Annotated in this window: 24 protein-coding genes and 1 pseudogene; 10 read left to right on the top strand and 15 right to left on the bottom strand. The window is 47.4% G+C overall.

What is annotated here, in order from left to right; translation table 11 throughout:
• Window position 1 precedes the first annotated feature (1 nt).
• Window positions 2-505 (top strand): hypothetical protein, encoded by a 504-nt coding sequence (locus tag QMN38_RS06895; protein ID WP_032652440.1) that lies wholly within the window; start codon window positions 2-4, stop codon window positions 503-505.
• Window positions 506-515: 10 nt separating this feature from the next.
• Here the strand turns inward: QMN38_RS06895 and QMN38_RS06890 are convergent, their stop codons facing one another.
• On the bottom strand, window positions 516-1,154 hold the full coding sequence (locus tag QMN38_RS06890) for a hypothetical protein (RefSeq protein ID WP_072667361.1): 639 nt from the start codon (window positions 1,152-1,154) through the stop codon (window positions 516-518).
• Between the two features lie 177 nt (window positions 1,155-1,331).
• Between QMN38_RS06890 and QMN38_RS06885 the strand changes: the two genes are divergently transcribed.
• On the top strand, window positions 1,332-1,571 hold the full coding sequence (locus QMN38_RS06885) for a DUF1883 domain-containing protein (RefSeq protein WP_088902173.1): 240 nt from the start codon (window positions 1,332-1,334) through the stop codon (window positions 1,569-1,571).
• Here QMN38_RS06885 and QMN38_RS06880 read toward each other — a convergent pair.
• From QMN38_RS06880 to QMN38_RS06850, 8 genes and pseudogenes are all read right to left on the bottom strand, one after another.
• Entirely contained in the window at window positions 1,552-1,779 is a 228-nt protein-coding gene (locus QMN38_RS06880; protein ID WP_088902172.1) for a hypothetical protein, read from the bottom strand. The two genes, QMN38_RS06885 and QMN38_RS06880, sit on opposite strands and share 20 nt — an antisense overlap.
• Window positions 1,780-1,896: 117 nt before the next feature.
• Window positions 1,897-2,061, bottom strand: coding sequence for a YnfU family zinc-binding protein (locus QMN38_RS26970; RefSeq protein ID WP_213090494.1), 165 nt, complete (start codon window positions 2,059-2,061; stop codon window positions 1,897-1,899).
• Window positions 2,062-2,502: 441 nt separating this feature from the next.
• Complete coding sequence (locus QMN38_RS06875) at window positions 2,503-2,676, bottom strand: GnsA/GnsB family addiction module toxin (protein WP_001100119.1); 174 nt, start codon at window positions 2,674-2,676, stop codon at window positions 2,503-2,505.
• Between the two features lie 204 nt (window positions 2,677-2,880).
• Window positions 2,881-3,111 carry a hypothetical protein gene (locus tag QMN38_RS06870; RefSeq protein WP_000756041.1) on the bottom strand — a complete coding sequence of 77 codons (231 nt, stop codon included), beginning with the start codon at window positions 3,109-3,111 and terminating at the stop codon, window positions 2,881-2,883.
• Between the two features lie 73 nt (window positions 3,112-3,184).
• Window positions 3,185-3,373 (bottom strand): cold shock small protein YmcF, encoded by a 189-nt coding sequence (gene ymcF, locus QMN38_RS06865; protein ID WP_057069020.1) that lies wholly within the window; start codon window positions 3,371-3,373, stop codon window positions 3,185-3,187.
• Between the two features lie 10 nt (window positions 3,374-3,383).
• Window positions 3,384-3,596 (bottom strand): cold shock protein CspG, encoded by a 213-nt coding sequence (gene cspG, locus QMN38_RS06860; RefSeq protein ID WP_000066494.1) that lies wholly within the window; start codon window positions 3,594-3,596, stop codon window positions 3,384-3,386.
• A gap of 379 nt (window positions 3,597-3,975) precedes the next feature.
• A pseudogene (locus QMN38_RS06855) lies at window positions 3,976-4,140 on the bottom strand (DUF2514 family protein); the annotation flags it as partial.
• A 28-nt stretch (window positions 4,141-4,168) separates the two neighbouring features.
• Window positions 4,169-4,366 carry a hypothetical protein gene (locus QMN38_RS06850; protein ID WP_024174517.1) on the bottom strand — a complete coding sequence of 66 codons (198 nt, stop codon included), beginning with the start codon at window positions 4,364-4,366 and terminating at the stop codon, window positions 4,169-4,171.
• 141 nt (window positions 4,367-4,507) lie between these two features.
• Between QMN38_RS06850 and QMN38_RS06845 the strand changes: the two genes are divergently transcribed.
• Complete coding sequence (locus QMN38_RS06845) at window positions 4,508-4,681, top strand: YnfU family zinc-binding protein (RefSeq protein ID WP_213083834.1); 174 nt, start codon at window positions 4,508-4,510, stop codon at window positions 4,679-4,681.
• 75 nt (window positions 4,682-4,756) lie between these two features.
• Here the strand turns inward: QMN38_RS06845 and QMN38_RS06840 are convergent, their stop codons facing one another.
• The 6 genes from QMN38_RS06840 to QMN38_RS06815 form a co-directional block, all read right to left on the bottom strand.
• The gene (locus QMN38_RS06840) at window positions 4,757-4,987 is read right to left on the bottom strand and encodes a hypothetical protein (protein ID WP_000990801.1); all 231 of its coding nucleotides are present in this window, start codon (window positions 4,985-4,987) and stop codon (window positions 4,757-4,759) included.
• Complete coding sequence (locus tag QMN38_RS06835; RefSeq protein ID WP_142710296.1) at window positions 4,984-5,499, bottom strand: DUF2514 domain-containing protein; 516 nt, start codon at window positions 5,497-5,499, stop codon at window positions 4,984-4,986. Before QMN38_RS06835 ends, QMN38_RS06840 begins: the two co-directional genes overlap by 4 nt.
• Complete coding sequence (locus QMN38_RS06830) at window positions 5,496-6,044, bottom strand: lysozyme (RefSeq protein ID WP_115601849.1); 549 nt, start codon at window positions 6,042-6,044, stop codon at window positions 5,496-5,498. Before QMN38_RS06830 ends, QMN38_RS06835 begins: the two co-directional genes overlap by 4 nt.
• Complete coding sequence (locus tag QMN38_RS06825; RefSeq protein ID WP_016150433.1) at window positions 6,016-6,294, bottom strand: phage holin; 279 nt, start codon at window positions 6,292-6,294, stop codon at window positions 6,016-6,018. The genes QMN38_RS06830 and QMN38_RS06825 overlap by 29 nt, the downstream gene beginning before the upstream one ends.
• 444 nt (window positions 6,295-6,738) lie before the next feature.
• Window positions 6,739-7,236 (bottom strand): hypothetical protein, encoded by a 498-nt coding sequence (locus tag QMN38_RS06820; protein WP_000423994.1) that lies wholly within the window; start codon window positions 7,234-7,236, stop codon window positions 6,739-6,741.
• Between the two features lie 151 nt (window positions 7,237-7,387).
• Entirely contained in the window at window positions 7,388-8,074 is a 687-nt protein-coding gene (locus QMN38_RS06815) for a Rha family transcriptional regulator (protein WP_080100500.1), read from the bottom strand.
• On the opposite strand from QMN38_RS06815, the gene QMN38_RS06810 reads away from it, so the two are divergent.
• Genes QMN38_RS06810 through cmoB form a run of 7 tightly spaced genes read left to right on the top strand, consistent with a single transcriptional unit; the run spans window position 8,073 to window position 13,195 of the window.
• Complete coding sequence (locus QMN38_RS06810) at window positions 8,073-8,597, top strand: 3'-5' exonuclease (RefSeq protein ID WP_323604739.1); 525 nt, start codon at window positions 8,073-8,075, stop codon at window positions 8,595-8,597. The genes QMN38_RS06815 and QMN38_RS06810 overlap by 2 nt on opposite strands.
• A 40-nt stretch (window positions 8,598-8,637) precedes the next feature.
• A complete protein-coding gene (locus QMN38_RS06805; protein WP_000065198.1) occupies window positions 8,638-8,874 on the top strand; it encodes an excisionase family protein in 237 nt (78 codons plus the stop codon).
• Between the two features lie 58 nt (window positions 8,875-8,932).
• Window positions 8,933-10,246 (top strand): tyrosine-type recombinase/integrase, encoded by a 1,314-nt coding sequence (locus QMN38_RS06800; protein WP_323604738.1) that lies wholly within the window; start codon window positions 8,933-8,935, stop codon window positions 10,244-10,246.
• On the top strand, window positions 10,225-10,998 hold the full coding sequence (locus QMN38_RS06795) for a DUF72 domain-containing protein (protein WP_323604747.1): 774 nt from the start codon (window positions 10,225-10,227) through the stop codon (window positions 10,996-10,998). The genes QMN38_RS06800 and QMN38_RS06795 overlap by 22 nt, the downstream gene beginning before the upstream one ends.
• Window positions 10,999-11,050: 52 nt before the next feature.
• Window positions 11,051-11,446 (top strand): MAPEG family protein, encoded by a 396-nt coding sequence (locus tag QMN38_RS06790; protein WP_003833847.1) that lies wholly within the window; start codon window positions 11,051-11,053, stop codon window positions 11,444-11,446.
• Between the two features lie 40 nt (window positions 11,447-11,486).
• Complete coding sequence (cmoA, locus tag QMN38_RS06785) at window positions 11,487-12,230, top strand: carboxy-S-adenosyl-L-methionine synthase CmoA (RefSeq protein ID WP_271441785.1); 744 nt, start codon at window positions 11,487-11,489, stop codon at window positions 12,228-12,230.
• Window positions 12,227-13,195: a tRNA 5-methoxyuridine(34)/uridine 5-oxyacetic acid(34) synthase CmoB gene (gene cmoB, locus QMN38_RS06780; protein ID WP_271441784.1), complete on the top strand. Its 969-nt coding sequence runs from the start codon at window positions 12,227-12,229 to the stop codon at window positions 13,193-13,195. Before cmoA ends, cmoB begins: the two co-directional genes overlap by 4 nt.
• The last annotated feature ends 134 nt before the right edge of the window (window positions 13,196-13,329 follow it).

Raw genomic sequence — 13,329 nt, 5'->3', positions numbered from 1 at the left:
AATGGGTAACAATATAATCAAAATAACTTTCGTAGCCGCAGTGCTGGCATCACCAATTGCTCATGCCCAGTGGGTAACTAATACTGAAGATGACCTTTTCTCTGGTGGTAAGAAAGCAATGATGCTTGGCGAGGTTTCATCCGACAATGGCGCCATTGTGTTTGACTGCACTAAAGAAAAGCTATCGGCGGCATACGTTGAAATGGATAAAAGCACCGAATCACTATCAGAGGTACCAATGGACCTGATAATGAAGGTCGACGGGAATACCGCAGTGAAGCTCGATGCTACCCTTTCAAGACGTAATGTTCAGAGCCTCCAGATTCAATCGGATGACACGGACCAACTGAAAACAGTGCTTAAGCAGCTTCAGGGGGCGAAATCCAAAGTGTTAGTTGGTGTGCAAACAAAGGATGGCGGAAACCAGCATTCCATGTCAGCCAATGTTTCTGGATCGACAACTGCAGTAAACAGCTTCATAAAAGCTTGCGAAATTAACTTATAAGTTACTGCTTTTATTTTGCCGTCCTGATGGCTTCTGCTATCGCCTGATTTAAAGCAGACGGTAGCAGTGCGTTCGCCATGGTACGGGCCCTATCCATATACCCCAGCACTGGAGTCACAGGTAGCGCATCACCAAACCGGATCAAAAGCTTTGGAGAACGCTGTTTGCGTTTCGGTCTTCGCGTCCCGTTAGCGGAACGTTTGGCCCGTCGCTTCTTAGCTTTCATCGGCTTCTTACGCTGCCAGACAGCGTTAACGCCATCAACCTCACCTACGAATACATTTTCCTTTGCTTTAAGCTGTGAGAGCTTATTACGCGGCATGTTGCCGTATTTGTTTAGCTTAACGTTCTTGGGATTTAATAGAGCCTGGCTATTGAGCTTGTGCTCTCCGCCAAACTCGAATGGTTCCAGATAACCAGCAGCGGTATCACGGACAAAAACCTTTGCGGTCAGATTGTTCTTTCTTGCCGCCACCGAACCAACTGATTTAACGGTAAACGGCGTGGGGCTCTCCAGATGTCGTTCGAATGCCGTCTTCTGAGCCAACTCAATCTGGCGTACAACTTTTGTCATCGCCTGAGCTGTGGCAAACGGGATTTGCTTTTGCAGTTGCTTTAACTGGTTTGATAAATCCTTCAGTGTTGCCATATCAGTCACCTGTATTTACTGCCTATTCTTCAGCATTATCGATTACAGTTACTGTCTGAATATCAGGATGTTACTTATCGTTGAGTCTGGGTAAGGTAATGGCTCAGCCCGTCAGCGGTGGGACGTTGGCGTACCAGCCTTGAGAGGAGTGCTGATTGCCTCTTGATAAGGAGACTTATGCAATTTCTTCACAAACGAATGCACCTGAATGCAGGTGATGTCGTTGTTGTTGACTGCTCGCACCAGTGCAACATCCTTCTCACTACCGACAGTAACTTCAATAGTTATAAAAATAACCGGGGTTTTCATCATCATGGTGGTGGTGGTTTCTTCGAGAGACTTCCGACCCGGTTGGTTGCGCCTCAGCCTGCAGGGCCAAGAGATATCTCAGATGAGATTAGGGACATGCTTCATTAATTATTTTAGTAATATCTGCGGCTAACTTATTCAGCCAACCTGAATTAATCCGAATGCCAGCCATCACATTTGCAGATGTGGTGGCTTTTTTATTTCGCTTATGTCTTTTCATTTTTTCCCTTTTTTGTATCGCCCCTTTCAGGCCGGCCTTCGGTGTGCGCGGTGGCATATTCACTCCGATAAAAATATTGAGCATTATCGCAGGCACTCAGTAATTCCTGCTGTAATACCCGTCGTGATGACCATTAAAAAAGCCACTCGAAAGTGGCCTTTGTGATGGCAATAAAAAACCGCCCGTAGGCGGTTATATTCAGCAGGTCGCATGTTATCTGTGAATGACAAACAGCGATTTACATTTAGGGCAAAGTAACGCCTGTTGTTGGCGTACTTTCGTGGTCGAGTGTGTGGATTTATGTCCGCATATCGGGCACATGACAGTCGTATTGGCTGCAAGCCCAACACGCTGCATTGCATAATCGAAAAATGACATGGTGGTTAACCTTTCAATGAATGGGGCTTATTATACCATGCATAGCTCAATTATTAATCAATCATCATCGCATGCTTGATGCCATTTAACTTTGTCGCAGGCACTCAGTGAATGTCTGCTGTAATGCCTGCTCAGCCAAGTTGAAGCACACCGTGTTCTTTTGAATCAGAGAATGCAACAAACCCAGTGTATTCGGGGATAGTGTTCCGTCATCAGCATCAAATGCTGAAATGGTTGCGTGAAGAATCAAAAATGCTCCAAATCCCGCGCCGCTGCTGCCCCTCGATGGTCAGAATCGTCAAGGAGGACCCGTTAAAAGGTAAGCAGAAAATCTGTGGTTAGAAGTGAAGGCTTTGACAACGTTCTAAATTTTATGACAGAAATAAAAAAGCATTACCTTTCAAGATAATGCTTTTTCACTCGAACTGAGTCTTATAACAATTAGATTAATGTGATTTTAATATCATAGCTTTCAAGCCCAGTCATTTTTTCACGAGCATTAAACTGGATATCGGAAACTTCTTTTCCTGTCTTTTTTTTGAGTTCAATAATTTTTTTTGTGATGAATTCAGAAATATCCGCTTCAGTTTTTCTTTTTAAATCTTCGACGTTCATTGTTTACCTCTCTTGATCTCTAACGTATCAACGCCAGGCATGTTACATTCCCCGTAGAGCACTTGTATAAGCGCTGATATGTTTAAAAGATAGAATAGAAAGACTCAATTATCAATAGTTTGCAGTACAATCTTCATGCAAAAGAGCTCGCGACCACACAAACCACTGTACTAAAATCCGGGTCGGTCACGAAACAACCAGATCTCATTTCAAAAGCTTCGAGGCTGCCTCGAGGATCTCTTCTGAACTGACATCACGATCAGAGGCTACATAAACTATTTTATGGTCTCCTGTCAGAGATGGAAATCCCGCTGACATCACGGGTAGGTGTGCTTTTTCCCCATTGGGAAACTCACGCATTATCGTAGTAATACCTTTCATTACGGTTACAACAACTGCTGGTTCTGCATTAAAAAAAACGATGACTTTTTTCATAATTTTACCGTGATGTCTCTTACAGAGATTGTCGGTTCAGCATACAAAAAAGGCTCCATAAGGAGCCTGAAATTTATTTTCTGAATTCTAACGAAGACTGACCAGAACGAATGTACAGTGCAATATTATCAAATGTAATCATTGTTGATTTGCAAAAAATACATTTTGCTCCGAAAGGATTTTTTTCAGTAACATCAAAGTTTGACGTTCGGTACTGAGATCCGTGGCAACACGGACATCTGAAGTGAATATTATTAGTAATAACAGTTACCTTATACAGCCACGACATTAACTGCCGTGGGGCCTTTAGGTCCCTGTTCAACACTAAATTCAACTTCCTGATTCTCATTCAACGTCTTGAAATCATTACTCTGGATAGCAGAGAAGTGAACAAACACATCTTTACTACCATCTTTTGGAGTGATAAAACCAAAACCTTTTTCAGGATTAAACCATTTAACTAAACCAGTCATTTTATTAGACATAAACATTACCTTTATTGAGTAAGCCCTTGGGCAGAATGGTCCGAAAAAAAATTATCAGAGAGAAAAGCTAACAAGGAAATCTCAACAGGAACAAGGAATAAAATTATTACAGCGACTGCTTCAGATAAATTCGTTACAAACCAGACATTCATTAACGCATGATTAACCAGACATAGCAAGGTTTAGTTTTGTAAGTAAATCTCAGTGGGTTTTGATCTTAAAAATTAATTTAAATAGCTTAAATCGAAAATTATGTCATGCTGCGTAAGACCTTTATCTATCACCCTAAGTTGTCAGGGATTTTGACTCAAGGAAGAGTCGTATTTCCTTCATAGTAAAAATTCACAAATTTATCCACGAAAACCGTCAACATCTTAATTTATAGAGCTATTATTTTTCCTCTACGGTTCATTGTTAGTATTTTTACGGACTCATAAATCCGCTCACATGTCATTCCTGCTCGGTAGTTTTCATCAGCGCGTTCAGCATGGTATCGAGCTTCTTCTGCCAGGCTTCCTGGCATGTCTACGAGCATTGTGGTGTCATGGCGGATGGAAAGTTATGTTGATTCGTTAGTTATCGAGCTGTAGAACGCTATGCTCTAGCGACTCGGAATAGGCAATCAGCCCGGTGTACTCAGGGATAACCTCGCCATCATCCGCTTCGAACTCAGGGATTGTTCCGGTAGTGATGGTATATTGTGGCTGGCCATCTTCTTTTGCGAAGGCAGCCAGGTCTTCAATCTGCTTAGCTGTAAGAACTACTGTAATGCTCATTCCTCAGTTGTTAAAAAGCCCCGCTATTGCGAGGCTTGATTGATTATGGCTAACGACTACATCGTAACGGTTATAAAAGAAGCTATTAGCCAACATGTGGTGTATGGTTGTTAACCGCCCACCAGGACAATCAACATGTCGATACTCAAAGATATCAAGATGCGTACTTTACGCCATGTGAAAAGTACTTGTCCTCATTGCTCCCGCCAGTCAAAGCACAGTCTGTCGAGAATAAAAAACAATATAACGTTAATTTGCCCCTTCTGTGGAAACATCTATCTTCCATCGGAAAGCAAACCAATAAAGTAACTGATTGACTACCAAATAAAACTCATACTCTCAGAATGTGGCAAAGCAGACATAACCTTTTATTGTTGTTCTCATTTAAGAGAATGTAACACCCAGAGTGGAGAGGTTTTTTTTCTTCTCCACAATACGGCGATCAAGTTCAGCCACTGCATGCGGGCGTATGGCATCAAGAAAGGCGTTATCCTGATAGGTAGACTGGATTGTCACACCAAGTCCGGCACCACTTTCCAGTATGCTTTTCTGAAGTTGTAGTTCTTTTATATCGTTATTGAGGTAATACGCTTCACTTAGGTTTTCTGCGTTCATCTTCTAACCCTGTTGTTGTTTGACTGCCTCACTGAGTCGTAAATGCGCTCACACGTCATTCCTGCCCGGTAGCTTTCGTCAGATCGCTCAGCATAATATCGAGCTTCTTCTGCAAGGCGTCCGAGCATGTCGGCGAGCACTGCGGCGTCGGCTCCGGCTGTTTTGCTTCTGACGGCAGTGGCAAGATCTGCGGTGTGCTTTGCGGCGTCCAGGCGAGTGGCAAGCTTTGTTGCTTCGGTACGCAGCTGGTTAACAGTGGCAGACAGGCCAGCAGCAGTGGCAGCGGATTTAGCGGCTTGTGCTTGTGCATCTTTTACAGCCTCATCACGGGCAATAATACGCCCTTGTTCAATCATGCGAGCGGCGGTCTGTGCGTTCGCTGTTTGCGATGATTCTACGCTGTCACGCTCGGCCCACTTCTTTTCCCAACCGCGGCTGCTCCATACACTACCCGCGAAGAATGCAACGGCCACCAGCAACAAAATAACAATGAACTGATAGCGCAGGCTCACTGGTCTATCCCCCAGCACGTCAACGCGCTTTCCTGGTCTCGCCGTTCAACCTGACCATAGCAACCGTTCTTCTGCCCTTTGGTCAGACGACAATCGCGACCACCGTCTTTTATCCACCAGCGGATCGCTTCACAGGCACCTTCACGGTCGCCAGCATTTATTCGCTTATAGAACGTAGATGGGAAACATTTTCCGGGACCGATGTTATATGGGCAGAAAGACGCGATCCCGGCTTTCTGTGGTTCGGTCAGTGGTACTTTGATATTTCGGTCAACCCACGCCAGTGCCTTATCACGCTCAATGGCGTTTACCTGATCGCATTTCTCAGCAGACAGCTTCATGCCCTGAACTACTGGCTTACCATCAACCATCGTGGCGCCACGGCAAATAGTCCAGATGCCGGAGCCATCCTTGTATGCGGTCAGACTGTTGCCTTCTTTCTCATCCAGAAACTGATCGAGAATCACGGGCGCGGAAGCCCCCGCAAGAATTAAACCAACGACCGCTGCACTCAGTTTATTCTTCAGCTTTGGTGGCATAGCCATTGCGCCGATCCTCCCGTTCTTTCCAGCGGAAATACCAGTTCACTGCACAGGTGATAACGGTGCATGCGATACCGACAATAATTGCCCAGTCGCTCAGGCTTAACCCTGCAATTCTGTCGGCCAACATCCAGGACACCTCTTTTGCTGTTTTAGCTGTTTCGGCATATGCCTTCGCTGATACACCGCAGCCGGCAAGCGTGGTTCCTGATCCATATGAAAGTCTGCTGTAAATGGTGCTCATTCTGGTCATAGCCTCACCTCCGATTTTTCGGATGGCGCTGTGTGTGATGAAAAGGTCAGGCTTCACGGGCTGGATTTATCAACAAAGCACGTAGCGGATGATTCCCGTGAGCCTGAAATAGAAAAGGCCACGCAAATGCGCAGCCTGTAACCAGAAATCAATATTGTCTTTACATCAATTTTTCTTAAGGTTAAATTCTTCTGACAAGTTGATGAAAGACAACTTGAATATTAGCTATTTGTTCTCTGTTATGCCCGCAACCCAATGCGGGCTTTTTTTCGCCCTGCTAAAAGTTCCACCGTTGTGAGCCTTTTTGCTATGCAATAATGGATGCGTGGTGCCGGGTGTCTCCCGGTGATCCTTTGGCTGACAACCCATGCCTCACGAACATTTCACAACGGGATATAGAAAAGGCCATGCATTTGCATAGCCCTGAAAGATGTTTATGCTTTATTAATTCGCTGGAATATCTGGCATGGCGCGATCCATAGAAGAGCTAATTAACGCCTTAATAGCGTTGCATACCTGATAAAATCCACCCAGCTGAGATGAGACAGAAAAACGGGAGACGTCGTCTCCTGAGCCTACTTCAGCATAAAATGATGAGTTCTCATACCAGAGTGAGATGCTTACGCCCTGCCTGTAGCCACCTGTTAGCGGAGAATCATCAAGAGTGGTTGCAATCACGAAATTCAAGTGGTAACGGCTGTCCATATTGAGTTGGGGGATTAAGACAGGAAAGAACTTCCCCTCCTCCTCCCAAATACCAATGTCCACATAAGGCCATCTTGTTCCGTCAGAACCAGTCCACTCACGAGATGTAAGATCAAGAGAACCTGAATACTCTCGTAGTAGTTCGCTCGCCTTCTCCTGAAGTTTATCCTGTAACTTCCATTGCGCCTCGACCAGTTTAGTGCGTTTTTCTTTCAGATCCTTAAATGTTAATTCCATGCCACTCTCCAGACAACTTTTGAAAGGAATCTGCATAGTAACTCACCCTGAAAGCACATGGTTATATTTCACTTACACTGAGTGCGAAAAGCAAAAACCCCGCCGAATGGCAGGGTTCCAATGATTAGGCTGTGTGTCGAAGTGACGCTCATTACGCTGCTAAACTGTGCTGTTCTTCAATCAGCGGCTGGCGATGATTGCGATCAAATACACCCTTTAGCGCCTCTTTGCGCTGCTCAAAGTCCCAGCCCATGCCAATGAAAACTGTATTGGCCCGCTGCAACTCAGTTACGCAGTGGATCTGCTCCGGCGTCAGGTAGTCACGGATGTTCTCTTTTTTGTCGAGGTCGTGGTAAACACGAAATTTTGCCGCCGTCATACCGAGCGCGATGCGGTTAATCAAATCGGCTTCGTTGCTGAAGTGGTAAGGCTTGATTTCTTTACCCTGCACTTCACGCTCATGCTTAATGGCATCGCTCATCGGGCGATATTCCAGACGGGCGGTGTTGCGATCCATTTTTTTGCCCGCCAGAGCGCCACGCATGCGGAAGAACTCAGCAACCAGTTTCTTTTTGAACTTGCGGACAACATCGTTATTACGCATGTAGGTGATCAGTAGAGTGGTTTGCTGTTCATTCAGTAGCGCCACTCGACGCTTTTGAAGACCACCGTCAGTTTGAATGGTTCGGATTTCAAATCCGACCCTTCCAAATTCTTCAAGATCAGCCTTGTTACGGTCCACTAACTTAATGACGGTGTCATGATCACGCCCAACCCCGTCAGCAATAGCGACAGTGCTGGTTACAAGGTCGAGTTTTTTAATTTCAACTAATTGCATGGCGTTTATCGTCTCCATTGGTGCCGTGTTTTTCGATCCGCAAAGCGGTGAACTGGGTCAGGAGTTTTACACCGCCGTTAACCTTGAAAGCGCTATGGAGCAGGGAGCGGTGCCGGATGGTGACACTATTTTGTGGTGGTTAAGACAAAGCTCAGAAGCACGATCAGCAATCTGTGTTGATGATGCGATGCCGATATCATCTGCCCTATCTGAACTGAGCCATTTCATTAATCGGCATTCTGATAACCCTAAATATTTAAAAGTTTGGGGCAATGGAGCTACTTTCGACAACGTTATATTGCGCGGCGCATATGAGCGTGCCGGCCAGGTTTGCCCGTGGCAATTTTGGAATGATCACGACGTCAGAACCATCGTCACATTAGGCAGAGTTGTAGGTTTCGATCCTAAGCGTGATATGCCATTTGATGGGGTTGCACATAACGCACTGGCTGATGCCCGCCACCAGGCGAAATATGTTTCAGCGATTTGGCAGAAACTAATCCCAGCCACCAGCAACAACTAAAATTTTCCCCGGGTGCAGCCGGGATAATGGAGAAATAACTATGAGCAATATTTTCCAGTTAGCTCCCAACGATTGGGTTTGTGAAAGCGTTCTGATCGCGGTTACCGGGCTCAAACCCGGAACCATCACCCGTGCCAGAAAAGAATGCTGGATGATTGGGAGGGAGTATATCCACGTATCGCCTGACGGAAATCCCAAACCTTCCAGTGAGTGCATGTATAACAGAAAGGCTGTAGATGCCTGGGTCGCTTCAATGAAAAGCAAGCAGCCAGGGTGATTTGATGCCATGAAAAAGGTAAGCTCGTATCGCTCTTGGGCGTCTGGAGGTAACACCAATGGATAAAGTCACATATCCAACAGGCGTCGAAAACCACGGTGGCACATTACGCATCTGGTTTAATTTTAAAGGTAAGCGTGTCAGGGAAAGTCTCGGTGTCCCTGACACCGCTAAGAACAGAAAGATAGCCGGGGAACTGCGGACATCAGTATGTTTTGCCATCCGCACAGGAACCTTTGATTATGCAACCCAGTTTCCTGACTCCCCTAACCTCAAGGCTTTTGGTGTAAGTAAAAAAGACATTACAGTGAAAGAACTTGAAGAAAAATGGCTGGATCTGAAACGGATGGAAATCTGCGCGAACGCATTCAATCGCTATGAATCTGTCGCAAGGAATATGGTGCCGAGGATCGGAGGTAATCGCCTGGTGTCAGCAGTAACCAAAGAGGAATTGCTGTATCTTAGGAAAGATTTGCTAACTGGTTATCAGAGTCCGACGAAAAACAAAGCCCCGGCAAAAGGGCGAAGCGTTGTTACTGTGAACTATTACATGACGACAATGGCCGGAATGTTTCAGTTTGCTGCGGATCACGGTTACTTAGAGATGAACCCATTCGAGGGAATTAAGCCTCTGAAAAAAGCCAGGGCAGAACCAGATCCTCTGTCTCGTGATGAATTTATTCGCCTGATAGATGCATGCCGGCATCAGCAGACGAAAAACCTGTGGTCATTAGCAGTGTACACAGGAATGCGTCACGGGGAACTGGTCTCCCTGGCCTGGGAAGATATCGACCTGAAAGCGGGAACAATTACCGTCAGGCGTAATTATACGAAACTTGGTGAGTTCACTCTACCGAAAACCGAGGCAAGTACAGATCGAGTGGTGCATCTTATCCAGCCCGCAATCAGTATCCTGAAAAATCAGGCTGAAATGACAAGGCTGGGCAGGCAATATCACATTGAAGTGCAGTTACGTGAGTACGGTCGTTCGGTGACCCATGAGTGTACATTCGTCTTTAACCCTCATGTGGTCAGGCGCAGTAAGCAGGTCGGATTTATCTACCGGGTCGATTCAGTAGGCGACTCATGGGAAGCTGCACTAAAGCGCGCGGGGATCAGACACAGAAAGGCGTACCAGTCACGACATACCTATGCGTGCTGGTCATTATCTGCTGGTGCAAACCCGAGTTTTATTGCCAGTCAGATGGGGCATGCGAGCGCGCAGATGGTGTTCAATGTTTACGGTGCATGGATGGCTGACAGCAGCGCAGAGCAGATCGCAATGCTGAATCAGAAGCTGGCAGATTTTGCCCCATTGATGCCCCATAGCCACGAGAACAGTACGGGAGGATTATTAAAATCAGTAAGTTAACCCCTAACGCCCGTCATGTTAACTGCGTGGAGGGTAATACCACGCTGTACGCCTTGCCGAAAGCCGAGATTGTTGACCGCTGGTTTGCACAAACCCGCGACGATTTTCGCTTCTGTTTCAAATTCCCGGCCACCATCTCGCATCAGGCCGCACTGCGGAATTGCGATGACCTGGTACAGGAATTTTTTACGCGCATGTCACCGCTGGATGCCCGTATCGGACAATACTGGTTGCAGCTACCTGCCACGTTCGGCCCGCGTGACCTCCCTGCCCTGTGGCAATTCCTCGATGCCCTCCCTAAAACGTTTACCTACGGTGTCGAGGTTCGTCACCCGGACTTTTTTGCGAAAGGTGAATCAGAGATTCAGCTCAATCGGGGTCTGCATGAACGCGGGGTTAATCGGGTCATTTTAGACAGTCGTCCGGTCCATGCCGCGATCCCACACACGGAAGCGATACGCGATGCTCAACGTAAGAAACCGAAGGTCCCGGTCCATGCGGTAGTCACGGCAAACCACCCGATGGTCCGTTTTATCGGTAGTGATAACATGGCACAGAATCGGCAGTTCTTTGCCGCCTGGCTGGCAAAGTTGTCACTCTGGCAACAGACCTCCACGCCATATCTGTTTTTGCATACGCCGGATATCGCACAGGCTCCACAGCTTGTAGACACGCTATGGGCAGATTTACGTCGTGCCCTGCCAGAGATCGGATCAGCACCCTCGATTCCACAGCAATCTTCTCTTTTCTGAAAATGCCACCTATCATAGTCAATGCCAGCAGCCATTTTAAAAGGGAGTTTGTATGGTAAGCGCGCTTTATGCCGTCCTGGGTGCGTTATTGTTAATAAAGTTCTCCTTTGACGTCGTTCGCCTGCGCATGCAATATCGTGTTGCCTATGGTGATGGCGGCTTTAGTGAGCTGCAAAGCGCTATTCGCATTCACGGTAATGCAGTGGAATATATTCCCGTTGCATTAGTGCTGCTGCTTTTTATGGAAATGAACGGCGCTGAAACGTGGATGGTGCATATTTGCGGGCTGATGTTGATAGCCGGACGACTGATGCATTATTACGGATTCCATCACCGTCTTTTCCGCTGGCGTCGTTCCGGCATGAGCGCCACCTGGTGTTCACTGTTGCTAATGGTGCTGGCGAATCTTTGGTATATGCCCTGGGAGTTGGTTTTCTCCCTGCATTAGCGCACAATACGCCACTTTATTTTTCCCGGATTTTTACGTTATGTCTCACCGCGACACGCTTTTTTCTGCGCCTATCGCCAGTCTGGGTGACTGGACCTTTGATGAACGGGTAGCTGAAGTCTTCCCGGATATGATCCAGCGTTCCGTTCCCGGCTATTCCAATATCATTTCTATGATTGGCATGCTGGCCGAACGTTTCGTGCAACCCAACACGCAGGTCTACGATCTGGGCTGCTCTTTGGGCGCAGCGACGCTCTCGGTGCGTCGCAATATCCATCATGAGAATTGCAAAATTATCGCCGTTGATAACTCGCCGGCGATGGTTGAACGCTGTCGTCGTCATATCGATGCCTATAAAGCCCCTACGCCTGTTGACGTGGTCGAAGGCGATATTCGCAACATCACTATCGAAAACGCCTCGATGGTGGTGCTGAATTTTACCCTGCAATTCCTTGAGCCACCTGAGCGCCAGGCATTGTTGGATAAGATTTATCAGGGGTTGAACCCCGGCGGTGCGCTGGTGCTATCCGAGAAGTTCAGCTTCGAAGATGCCAAAGTTGGCGAACTGCTGTTCAACATGCACCACGACTTCAAACGCGCCAATGGCTACAGCGAACTGGAAATCAGCCAGAAGCGCAGCATGCTGGAAAACGTGATGCTAACTGACTCTGTTGAAACGCACAAAGCACGTCTGCATCAGGCAGGTTTTGAGCACAGCGAACTGTGGTTCCAGTGCTTCAACTTTGGGTCGCTGGTCGCGTTGAAATCTGAGGTTCCTGCATGACAGACTTTGGTAACTTTTATCAGCTGATTGCCAAAAACCATCTTTCCCATTGGCTGGAAACGCTCCCGGCACAAATCGCCGCCTGGCAGCGCGATCAACATGGGTTGTTTAAGCAGTGGTCGAATGCCGTGGAGTTTCTGCCGGAACTGACGCCGCATCGTCTGGATTTACTGCATAGCGTGACTGCCGAAAGCGAGGAGCCGCTCAGCGAAGGGCAGATCAAACGGATTGATACGCTGATGCGTCATCTCATGCCGTGGCGCAAAGGTCCATATTCGCTGTACGGCGTCAATATTGATACCGAATGGCGTTCCGACTGGAAGTGGGATCGCGTTCTGCCGCATTTATCCGATCTGACCGGGCGAACCATTCTCGACGTGGGCTGCGGTAGTGGCTATCACATGTGGCGCATGATTGGCGCGGGTGCTCATCTGGCTGTCGGTATCGATCCTACGCAGCTGTTCCTGTGTCAGTTTGAAGCAGTACGTAAATTGCTGGGTAACGATCAACGCGCTCACCTGCTGCCGCTGGGTATCGAACAGCTTCCGGCACTGAACGCGTTTGATACCGTATTCTCTATGGGCGTGCTTTATCACCGCCGCTCCCCACTGGAACATCTCTGGCAGTTGAAAGATCAACTGGTAAAAGACGGAGAGCTGGTGCTGGAAACACTGGTGGTCGAAGGTGATGAGAATACCGTTCTGGTACCCGGTGACCGCTACGCGCAAATGCGTAACGTCTACTTTATTCCATCCGCGCTGGCGCTAAAAAACTGGCTGGAAAAATGTGGATTTGTGGATGTCCGTATCGCCGACGTCTGTGTCACTACCACAGAAGAGCAGCGTCGCACCGAATGGATGATAACCGAATCGCTGGCCGATTTCCTCGACCCGAATGACAGCAGTAAAACACTGGAAGGTTACCCTGCACCATTACGTGCCGTGTTAATTGCACGTAAGCCATGATGGATTGCCGAATGACCGTTACATATAGCACCGTTTCTCCAAAATAGTTCAAGTTGCAGCAAGGCGGCAACGCAGCAACCCCCCGGGAGCGTAGATAACTACGTGACCGGGGTGCGCGAGGCGGCCAACGCTGC

Origin of the sequence: Citrobacter sp. R-1.5.2, from assembly GCF_035064245.1 — a bacterium.
GTDB lineage: Bacteria > Pseudomonadota > Gammaproteobacteria > Enterobacterales > Enterobacteriaceae > Citrobacter.
The sequence above is the reverse complement of the archived record's forward strand: the minus strand, read 5'-3'. Positions and strand labels throughout refer to the sequence as shown.

Bases quoted from the DNA above. Each gene is read 5' to 3' on its own strand.
- QMN38_RS06895 (WP_032652440.1), top strand. From the start codon at position 2: ATGGGTAACAATATAATCAAAATAACTTTCGTAGCCGCAGTGCTGGCA.
- QMN38_RS06890 (WP_072667361.1), bottom strand. From the start codon at position 1,154: ATGGCAACACTGAAGGATTTATCAAACCAGTTAAAGCAACTGCAAAAG.
- QMN38_RS06885 (WP_088902173.1), top strand. From the start codon at position 1,332: ATGCAATTTCTTCACAAACGAATGCACCTGAATGCAGGTGATGTCGTT.
- QMN38_RS26970 (WP_213090494.1), bottom strand. From the start codon at position 2,061: ATGTCATTTTTCGATTATGCAATGCAGCGTGTTGGGCTTGCAGCCAAT.
- QMN38_RS06875 (WP_001100119.1), bottom strand. From the start codon at position 2,676: ATGAACGTCGAAGATTTAAAAAGAAAAACTGAAGCGGATATTTCTGAA.
- QMN38_RS06870 (WP_000756041.1), bottom strand. From the start codon at position 3,111: ATGAAAAAAGTCATCGTTTTTTTTAATGCAGAACCAGCAGTTGTTGTA.
- cspG (WP_000066494.1), bottom strand. From the start codon at position 3,596: ATGTCTAATAAAATGACTGGTTTAGTTAAATGGTTTAATCCTGAAAAA.
- QMN38_RS06845 (WP_213083834.1), top strand. From the start codon at position 4,508: ATGTCGATACTCAAAGATATCAAGATGCGTACTTTACGCCATGTGAAA.
- QMN38_RS06840 (WP_000990801.1), bottom strand. From the start codon at position 4,987: ATGAACGCAGAAAACCTAAGTGAAGCGTATTACCTCAATAACGATATA.
- QMN38_RS06830 (WP_115601849.1), bottom strand. From the start codon at position 6,044: ATGGCTATGCCACCAAAGCTGAAGAATAAACTGAGTGCAGCGGTCGTT.
- QMN38_RS06825 (WP_016150433.1), bottom strand. From the start codon at position 6,294: ATGACCAGAATGAGCACCATTTACAGCAGACTTTCATATGGATCAGGA.
- QMN38_RS06820 (WP_000423994.1), bottom strand. From the start codon at position 7,236: ATGGAATTAACATTTAAGGATCTGAAAGAAAAACGCACTAAACTGGTC.
- QMN38_RS06810 (WP_323604739.1), top strand. From the start codon at position 8,073: ATGGCGTTTATCGTCTCCATTGGTGCCGTGTTTTTCGATCCGCAAAGC.
- QMN38_RS06815 (WP_080100500.1), bottom strand. From the start codon at position 8,074: ATGCAATTAGTTGAAATTAAAAAACTCGACCTTGTAACCAGCACTGTC.
- QMN38_RS06805 (WP_000065198.1), top strand. From the start codon at position 8,638: ATGAGCAATATTTTCCAGTTAGCTCCCAACGATTGGGTTTGTGAAAGC.
- QMN38_RS06800 (WP_323604738.1), top strand. From the start codon at position 8,933: ATGGATAAAGTCACATATCCAACAGGCGTCGAAAACCACGGTGGCACA.
- QMN38_RS06790 (WP_003833847.1), top strand. From the start codon at position 11,051: ATGGTAAGCGCGCTTTATGCCGTCCTGGGTGCGTTATTGTTAATAAAG.
- cmoA (WP_271441785.1), top strand. From the start codon at position 11,487: ATGTCTCACCGCGACACGCTTTTTTCTGCGCCTATCGCCAGTCTGGGT.
- cmoB (WP_271441784.1), top strand. From the start codon at position 12,227: ATGACAGACTTTGGTAACTTTTATCAGCTGATTGCCAAAAACCATCTT.